Source organism: Chitinophaga sp. 10T418, from assembly GCF_056394125.1.
Genome location: NZ_JBFTHG010000017.1, coordinates 131558 through 140769, shown reverse-complemented (window position 1 = coordinate 140769; position 9212 = coordinate 131558). Strand labels below are relative to the sequence as shown.

Here is a 9212-nt window from a genome sequence, read left to right as displayed (position 1 = left end):
ATCAATCGGTGATCTTATTAATTATGTTTAGCTGTACATTACCTGTTTGAACCTAAGCATCACTACTTAGATTCGTGCTGTTGTTTCCAATCTTTCAAAGAACTTTGATCATTTGCATGATCGTAGAATGATGTGTGAGATCCGATCTCTGTGGCTCTTTAGCCGTACATCTTATTTCAATTTTCTTCGCAACTTTCGCTCTCCGTTTGTTGCCCCGTTGTTGTTGGGGTTGCAAAGGTAATAAACTTTTCATTTCTACCAAATCTTTTTCAAGATTTTTTAAAATTTTATTTTTTCGTCGTTACTGATCGCAGAAGCGCTGCCACCAGGTATTAGCGGCTATACAGCAACTAGAAAAAATGAGTAGAAATTCATTGTCGTGAAGAGCTTTTGTGTGCGTGCTTTCTATCAAAGCGGAGCGCAAAGGTAGGCGGATTTTTTACACTTCCAACTTTTTTGCAGGACTATTTTATAAAAATCTCTGTAACTCTTTGTCATAAAGGGTTACAGAGATCAAAAATTATTGGCGATCAAAGCTTATTGGCTGCAAAAGCCCTTCCGGATATCTCACTTTCATCAAAAACAAGCCCTGCGGAGGTACGGCAAAGTCAGCATTTGTACAATCCAGACTCTCTATTGCTGCCCTGAACTGATCCATAGAAAGCTTACCCCGCCCCACTCTCAGCATCGTTCCTACCAGCCCACGCACCATTCCCCGCAGGAAACGGTTGGCAGTAACGTTATAGACTATACGCTCTCCATCAACTGTCCAGTAAGATTCCTCGATCTTACATATATATGTCTTCACTTGTGTATTACGCTTAGAGAAAGTAGTGAAATCACTATAGCCTTTAATCACTTCCGCTGCTTCCTGCAATGCAGCGATATCCATCTTATAAGGGAAGAAGTATCCCCGGTCCTTTAGAAAAGGGTCTTTACGCGTATATAAGGTATACTCGTAAGAACGGCCCAGGGCAGCGAAGCGACTATTGGCGTCCGGAGGCACATTATATATACCTCTCAGCACCACATCATCCGGCAGGATGGCGTTGATCTTATATAGGAACTGCGGATGCAGTGGCAATGCGGTATCAAAGTGAAGGAAGTTTTGTTGGGCATTTACACCAGCATCCGTTCTGCTGGAACCTGTGCTAACAATGGTATCTCTCAGTAACATACTCAATGCCCTGTCTATTTCCGCCTGCACGGTATGTGCATTTTCCTGCACCTGGAACCCGCTGTACTGCGCTCCCTTATATCCCACTTCTATAAAATACCTGTTCATATGGGGGCGAAAATAAAGAATTACGAATTACCGATAATGAATTACGGAGTTGCGAACAGACGACCCGGGGTACATCTGCCTACAACTCCGTAATTAATAAGGTGATAAATATTATTTATGCAGCATCGCTTTGAACCTGCCCCTGTAGTAATCATCGATTAACAGGTTTTCCAGGGAGCCATACTTCTCTGTATCATATGTTTTAGAATAACCAGCATCCAGTAAGCGATAACGGGTATCATCTGCTGTCAGCAACTGCACCAGGGTTTTCATCTGTGCCGTTTCCAGGCAGTAGTTGCGTGTTTGTTTACGGAATACATCTATCATACCATCATCACTTCGGGCAGCTACAAATTTGCGTAACATCTTACGGAAAGTAGCTTCATCCATGATATTCGTACAATCTGTATTGACCAAACGGGCATCAGTTGTCTTCTTTTTTGCTACTGGCGCATCTGGTACCACTTCAGCAGCTATTGGTGCTCCTACAGGCGCACCTGCGGCATCCACCGCGGCTTCTTCTTCACTATGTTTCTTTTTCTTCTTACTCTTTACCGGCTCTTCATCTGTTACCGGACGGGTAGCCGCCACACCGTAACCACTGGAGTCCGTGATGATATTAGCCGGATGTTCTGTATCATCAAAAAGTTTACTGCGTTTTTTCTTTTTGCGGACAGGTGCTTCTTCTGTAGTGGCTACTGGTACTTCTACCACTACTGGTGGAGCGGCCACTGTTTCTGCGGTAGCACCTGTAGCTGCCGGCTGAGATTTATCATCCTGGAACTCAATAAAATCGGGATCCCCTTCTTTGGCCTTATGTTTCTTTTGTTTCTTTGTTGGTTCTTCAACCGGAGCTGCTTTGGCTACTTCTTCTGCTGCTGCCTCGCTGGCGGCTGTTTTACCTTCTTCTGCCAGTACATCAGTAAGAATTGCCTTCTCTTCATCGGTGAGCGGCTCTCTTTCGTTTTTATGTTTTTTACCCTTGGGCTTCTTTACCTCTCCTTCAGTGGCTACCGGCGCATCTGCAGGTGCAGCGACTGGCTTCACTTCCGGTGCCGGCTCATTCCTGTCATCGCCGGTTACTACCACTTTATCTAATGCGGAAGAAAACGGATTCGCTGACTTGGCAGGGGGTGTTGACTTAGCGGGGCCTGTTACAATGGCCTTATCAGCAAAAGTTGTTTCAAGGTCCTTCTGCAGGTTTGCCATCATTTCCTTTTTAGCTGTATCCAGCACTGGCACCAATGTATCAGCCACCACAAGTGTTTCGGCTGCCGCTACTGCGGGCGTACCTGCATCTGACTTGATTTCCCGGAAAGTTTGCAGATTATATAAAGAATAACCCGCTTCCCCGGATTGCTTCAACAGGAAGCCCTGATCATTCCTGGCTATTTTCAGATAAAACTGCGCTTCGTGCGATTCATCCTTCGGAAAACCAACGGTAATAGGCACCGTACCGTTGTCCAGTTTGGGCAAAATGATATAACCCCGCTCTGTGGAACTCAGCACTTTGCCATTATGCTTTACATAAAATGGTTGCCCTTTCTCGCTCTGAATATATACGTAATGATGCTGTTCCTGCGCCCAAAGTCGGCCGCAGAGTAACAAGCATGCCCAAACGAATATTACTGTCCTGTATTTGAGATGCATACTATAAATTGGTATAAAAACTATTCCTGTGCAAATATTATTCCAGCACGATCAGCACTTCACCTTTTTCAACGGCAGTGCGCTCTGCGACTTTAATTTCTTTAACGATGGCATCTGAAGAAGCTTTAAACACATTCTCCATCTTCATGGCTTCCAGGATCAGCACCGGATCGCCCTTGTGAATAGCCTGCCCCGGGGTTACCAGCACCTTCAGTACCAGTCCCGGCATAGGTGCCTTAATATCATTCACCTTCTTCGTCATGGCATCTTTAATCCCCATAGACGCCAGCAACTGGTCAATAGGTTCTTCTATAGCCACTTCAAACTGCTGCTGATTTACCTGTAGTACAACTGTTTTGGTATCCCTGTCGATCCGCAAAACCTGCGCCTGGTAGCTATTCCCATCCATTATGATGCTATAATCGCCGGTAGGCAATTTTGCGGCTGACCAATCTACTTCCTGGTTATCGCAGGTAAGCTTTGTGTCTGTATTCACGGCAAATGTAGATTTGCCATTCACTATTGCTTTGATCATAATACTGTTTTACTGGCCTATAAGCGTAACAAAAATAGCATTTTTAACCACTTACCTCATATTTGGCCCATTTGTTTAAATTTGACTCTTTTTAATATCGCAAGCCGATACATTTGTTTAAAACTGCCTTTTACATGAATCAACATCTGAAGCAATCCCTGATGGGAATGCTGATCGGAGGAATAGCCGGACTGGGAATGAGCACTCCCCTGATGGCCCAATCTGATAAAGCTGCCCAGGAAGACCCCGCATTAAAGATTTACCGCGCCGCTGCCACTAAAGTAAATGATCTGGTACATACCAAGCTGGACGTACGTTTCGATTATGCGAAAAGGTACCTTTATGGCAAAGCATGGATTACCCTGAAACCCCATTTCTATGCCACCGACTCCCTTACACTGGATGCAAAAGGCATGGATATTAAAGAAGTGTCCCTGGTAAAAGCCGGCAAAAATAACCCGCTCAAATACAGCTACAACAGCCTGCAGCTGCATATTGCACTGGACAAAAGCTACAAACCTTCCGAGTCATATATCATTTATATCAGTTATACCGCTAAGCCTGATGAGCTGAAAGCGAAAGGCAGCGCCGCTATTTCTGATGCCAAAGGATTATATTTTATCAATCCTGATGGAAAAGATCCCAACAAACCTACCCAGATATGGACACAGGGCGAAACAGAAAGTTCTTCCGCCTGGTTTCCTACTATCGATAAAACCAACCAGAAATGCACCGAGGAAATCAGCATGACGGTGGAAAAGAAATACGTAACCCTCTCCAATGGTAAGCTGGTAAGCCAGAAAAACAATGCTGACGGCACCCGTACAGATACCTGGAAGATGGATCTCCCCCACTCTCCTTACCTTTTCATGATGGCCGTAGGTGACTATGCTATTGTAAAAGATACCTGGCGCGGTAAAGAAGTGAGCTACTACGTAGAAAAGCCATACGAGAAATATGCAAGGAATATTTTCGGCAACACACCGGAAATGCTCACCTTCTACTCTAACATATTAGGCTACGAATACCCATGGGTGAAGTATTCCCAAATCTCCGGCCGCGACTATGTTTCCGGCGCGATGGAAAATACCACTGCCACACTTCATGGTGAATTCATACAGAAAACAGATCGTGAGCTCCTTGATAACAACAACTACAACGAAGGCGTAATTGCCCATGAACTGTTCCATCACTGGTTTGGCGACCTTGCCACTGCTGAGTCCTGGAGCAACCTTACCGTGAATGAATCTTTTGCAGACTACAGCGAATACCTGTGGCTGGAACATAAATATGGTAAAGACGCAGCAGATGAACATAGCCAGGAAGCTGCACAGTCTTATATGTCGATGGTACAATACTCCGGAGACAAAGACCTGGTACGCTTTCACTATCACGATAGAGAAGATATGTTTGATCAGATCACCTATCAGAAAGGTGGCCGCGTGTTGAACATGTTACGCAATGTAGTAGGTGATTCTGCCTTCTTCAAATCCCTGAACCTGTACCTGAAAACAAATGCCTTCAAGGCTACAGAAGCACACCAGCTGCGCCTCGCATTCGAAGAAGTAACTGGTCGTGATATGAACTGGTTCTTTAATGAATGGTATTTCGGTAAAGGCTTCCCACAACTGGATATCAGCTATAAGTACAATGACGCCGCTAAAACAGTGACCGTTATTTTACAGCAGATACAGAAAGAAGCTAAAGTATGGCAGATCCCTATGGCCATTGATGTATACACAGGTGGTAAGGCCGAAAGACATCAGATCTTCATGGAAAACCGGGTAGATTCATTTACTTTCTCTTATACTACCCGTCCTGATCTGGTGAACGTAGATGCAGATAAAGTAGTATTAGCCAAGATAGATGATCACCGTGCTTTCAGCACCTACGCTTATCAGTACGCACATGCTCCTAACTATATGGACCGTCGCATTGCCATCGAAGAGGCAGCAGACGCACAAGCCACTAACCCTGAAGCAGTGAAACTGTTGCAGCTGGCATTGAAAGATAAATACCATGGCTTAAGGACTTACACTATTGGCAAACTGAACATGGCTAACAATGCTGTAAAAGCCGCTGCCCTCCCCGTTTTGCTGGAACTGGCCAAACAGGACCCAAGTTCATTGGTACGCGCAGCTGCCTTACAACAACTGGGTGAACTGAAAGATGCCCAGTATAGCCCGCTGTTTGAAAACGCTACAAAAGACAAGTCTTATGGCGTAGAAGCAGCTGGCCTGGAAGGCTTAGCCTCCCTGGATCTGGATAAAGCTTATACGATTGCCAAACAAATGGAAGGCGATACGAAAGGTAAACTGGTAAATGCGATCGCAGGTGTATATGCCCGCAAAGGCAACGCTGCTGATGTTGGTTTTGTGGCGACCAAGTTTGACGAAACCAGCGGTCAGGACAAGCTCAATGCAGCTTTCGACTACCTTGGCTTCTTATCAAAAGTGAACAACACTACCGCGGTAACGAAAGGTGTGGATCAGGTTAAAGCGATGACCGCACAGTTCAGCAACTCTCAGGTAAGCACTTACATCAGTAACTGGATGCAGGAAATCAGCAAGAGTAAATCCCAGGAAGCAACGAGCGTTTCCGGCACTAACAGAGATGAACTGCTGAAACAATCAGACTATCTGCGTAAAGCTGCTGAAGAAATAAGAAAATCCATTAAAGAGTAGTCAGCGGATTTTTTCTTTTTCGGAAGATATAAAAGATAAAGAGGAAACAGCAGTGGCAATGTCCACTTCGGTTTCCTCTTTATCTTTTAGTACATATCATGAAAAGTGTCAGATGTCCACCTCAACTAAAGCGCTGATGGCAGGATCCCATCGCCAGGTGGTATCAGCAAGTTTTACTCCTCCCAGCCAACGATGTTCCAGGGAAACATAGTCCAGGTAATTTTCTTCTTCTTCCAATATTTCCCTACCGAGGCTGGTAATTTTCAGTATCTGTTCATGTTCCTCGATCACGCCGGCATTTACCATACGATGGATGAGGATATCCAGTTGAAAATTGCTGAAGCCATATATTTCCAGTTCGTCCCAGAAAAGCATATAGAGATCATACCAGCGATAGCTGCCCAGCGCCAGTCGTAGCAGGAAATAGTTTTCAATGGTACTGAGTCCGGTGTTTACATCCGGGAATCTTTTCAGATGAGCCGTGATCGCTGCCGGCAGGGATGTCAGATTTCCGGCAGATAGTTTACTGATAGTTTCCAGCACCTGTGGCGTACTAAGGCACCATGCATCCCATACATCCTCCGCCCATACCAGGTCATCGGGTTGCAGGCGAACACGCTGTTCAAATATTTTTGGTAAGTCTTCCGGTTGTGCGTGATGCGGCAGATTAATGATACTAATGGGGGGAAGTGTGGGAAGTTGGCTGGTGATGTAGTGCAGGATAAACAACATATTTACCTGGCAAAACAGGTCGTATTCAAACCAGAGGACGATTTCATCAGCAGAGGAGCCGGAGAGATCTAACTTCTCCAGCTCCTGTACTACATTGGTATAATAAGTTTGTCTGTCTATTCCGTATTGGAATTCGAGGTGTTTGGCGCGACTTTCAAAGAATTCAGTTAGATCTTTGGTATACTTTACTTTTCCTTCGCACATCATTTCTCTACATACTACAATTTCTCCCGGTACCTCGCTTTGCCTGAACAAGGTAAGGGTAGCATCTCCATTTAACACATGCACGTATGACATAAAATAGTTTTCACCTGTTACCAGCTACCGCTGGCGCCGCCGCCACCACCGGATCCTCCTCCGAAGCCGCCGAAGCCGCCCCCTCCGGAACCACCGCCGCCTGACCAGCCGCCTCCACCGCCGCTGCCAAAGCCTCCCATACCGCCTAATACCGGCCATATCCAACCCCCACGTCTGTTGTAGGTAGTTCCACCACCTCCTCCTCCGCCACCACCGCGGCTAATGAGAGAAGCGATAATCACTATCACCATTATGATAAGAAAAATGGCGCCGGGACTAATGCCTGGCTTACTTTTCCGTGGGTCGGCCTTGTACTCACCTGCTGCGGCTTTTATCACCGCATCCACTGCACCATCCAGTCCTTCGTAATAATGTCCTTCGCGGAAGTCGGGCTTAATAATGTTGTTGATGATATCGTTGGCAATGGCGTCGGGCACTACACCTTCCATACCATAACCGGTTTCTATCCTCAGCTTTCTGTCTTCAACTGAAACAAGAATTAGTATCCCATTGTTCTTGCCTTTTGTGCCAATCCCCCAATCACGTAATATTTTTAACGATACCTGGCTGATATCGTAGTCGCCGATTGATTTCAGTGTAACGACAGCTATCTGGGTGGAAGTAGAATCGTAGTAAGCCCGCACTTTTTGTTCCAGCGCATCATCTTCATTCTTCAACAATACACCGGCAAAGTCATTTACTAAAGTTGGAGGATTAGGCCGGGGCGGTATGTTCTGTGCTTTTGCCAGCAAGCCCGCCATCATTAATAATCCCGGTAAAAACCAGCGTAGTATCCTCATTGTTTCTAAGCTAAAATCGTTTAAAAAGAGTGGCCTTTATTTGCCGAAGACGATATCATCCGGTAGTTCATTCACATCGCTGCCGGCTTCGTGTGGAAAGAAAGTGCGGAGTGAGGCACCTATTTCCTCAATGCATGCTTCTATGCCTTCGATAATACGATTGTCCTGAAAATGATTGATCAGCATTCCGGCTTCTTTCACCCAGAAGTCATCGCCTACTTTCTCATGTATGCCCTGGTCGCCCAGGATGGCAAACTGCCGGTCTTTAATGGCCACATATACCAAAACACCATTACGCAATTTCGTTTTGCCCATTTCCAGCGATGCGAATGCTTCTTTAGCTCTGTCCATGGGGTTTACATAAGTGCAATGGCTTTCAACAAACAACCTGATTTCTCCGGAAGTAAGCCGCTCAGCTACCCGGATAGCCTGCACTAACCTGTTCTTCTCCGTTTCTGAAAAAATCTCTTTTCGTTTAAAAGGAAAAATGCGCATGCTTTATCTATTTTTTTGATTCCCGGTTTTTTGGTGCCGGGAAAGGATCGCAGAAAAAGTTGCCCTTCTCTGTGATCCCATCTCCACAACAAAAAACCGGAAATACTATTTTGGGTTGTTTAGAATTTTACCTGTGGCGCATTTTCAGCACCTGCAGTTGCTTCGAAATAACCTTTTGCTTTGAAGCCTGTGATACCGGCAATGATGTTATTAGGGAATGTACGCACGGAGCTGTTATAACCATTCACTGCTTCGTTGAAGTCGTTTCTGGCTACGTTGATCCTGTTCTCAGTACCTTCCAGTTGTGCCTGCAGGTTCTGGAAATTGGCATTTGCTTTCAGGTCCGGATAGTTCTCAGACACGGCAAGTAAACGGCCCAATGCCTGGCTCAGCTGACCTTGTGCTGCCTGGTATTGTTGAATTTTTTCAGGGCTCAGGTCATTCACATCTACCTTGATCTGAGTAGCGCTGGCACGTGCCTGGATTACTTTTTCGAGGGTTTCGGTTTCGAAGTTAGCCGCACCTTTCACGGTGGCAACCAGGTTAGGAATCAGGTCAGCGCGGCGTTGATAGCTACTCTGTACCACACCCCATTTATTTTTCACGTTTTCATCTTTAGTCACAAGTCCGTTGTATTTGCCACAACCAAACATGACTAATAATACGAGTACTACGATTGCAATAATTCCTGTTTTCATCTGAATTAAAATTTAAGTTTTAAGTGCCGACAATAG

8 protein-coding genes are annotated in these 9212 nt (G+C 45.4%); 1 reads left to right on the top strand and 7 read right to left on the bottom strand.

Annotation, left to right across the window (positions count from 1 at the left end; genetic code table 11):
* Nucleotides 1-520 precede the first annotated feature (520 nt).
* The 3 genes from truA to AC1DCV_RS32855 all read right to left on the bottom strand — a co-directional run bounded on the left by truA (nucleotide 521) and on the right by AC1DCV_RS32855 (nucleotide 3470).
* Complete coding sequence (gene truA / locus AC1DCV_RS32865; protein ID WP_477027134.1) at nucleotides 521-1285, bottom strand: tRNA pseudouridine(38-40) synthase TruA; 765 nt, start codon at nucleotides 1283-1285, stop codon at nucleotides 521-523.
* A 111-nt stretch (nucleotides 1286-1396) separates the two neighbouring features.
* Nucleotides 1397-2935, bottom strand: a complete 1539-nt coding sequence (locus AC1DCV_RS32860) for a DUF4476 domain-containing protein (RefSeq protein WP_477027133.1) — start codon at nucleotides 2933-2935, stop codon at nucleotides 1397-1399.
* Nucleotides 2936-2972: 37 nt separating this feature from the next.
* Complete coding sequence (locus AC1DCV_RS32855) at nucleotides 2973-3470, bottom strand: biotin/lipoyl-containing protein (protein WP_477027132.1); 498 nt, start codon at nucleotides 3468-3470, stop codon at nucleotides 2973-2975.
* 134 nt (nucleotides 3471-3604) lie between these two features.
* On the opposite strand from AC1DCV_RS32855, the gene AC1DCV_RS32850 reads away from it, so the two are divergent.
* Complete coding sequence (locus AC1DCV_RS32850) at nucleotides 3605-6154, top strand: M1 family aminopeptidase (RefSeq protein WP_477027131.1); 2550 nt, start codon at nucleotides 3605-3607, stop codon at nucleotides 6152-6154.
* 108 nt (nucleotides 6155-6262) lie between these two features.
* Here the strand turns inward: AC1DCV_RS32850 and AC1DCV_RS32845 are convergent, their stop codons facing one another.
* From AC1DCV_RS32845 to AC1DCV_RS32830, 4 genes are all read right to left on the bottom strand, one after another.
* Nucleotides 6263-7183, bottom strand: coding sequence for a hypothetical protein (locus AC1DCV_RS32845; RefSeq protein ID WP_477027130.1), 921 nt, complete (start codon nucleotides 7181-7183; stop codon nucleotides 6263-6265).
* 17 nt (nucleotides 7184-7200) lie between these two features.
* Nucleotides 7201-7983, bottom strand: coding sequence for a TPM domain-containing protein (locus AC1DCV_RS32840; RefSeq protein WP_477027129.1), 783 nt, complete (start codon nucleotides 7981-7983; stop codon nucleotides 7201-7203).
* Between the two features lie 36 nt (nucleotides 7984-8019).
* A complete protein-coding gene (locus AC1DCV_RS32835) occupies nucleotides 8020-8478 on the bottom strand; it encodes a TPM domain-containing protein (RefSeq protein WP_441576579.1) in 459 nt (152 codons plus the stop codon).
* Between the two features lie 119 nt (nucleotides 8479-8597).
* Nucleotides 8598-9176 carry a LemA family protein gene (locus AC1DCV_RS32830; RefSeq protein ID WP_134643531.1) on the bottom strand — a complete coding sequence of 193 codons (579 nt, stop codon included), beginning with the start codon at nucleotides 9174-9176 and terminating at the stop codon, nucleotides 8598-8600.
* Nucleotides 9177-9212: the final 36 nt, after the last annotated feature.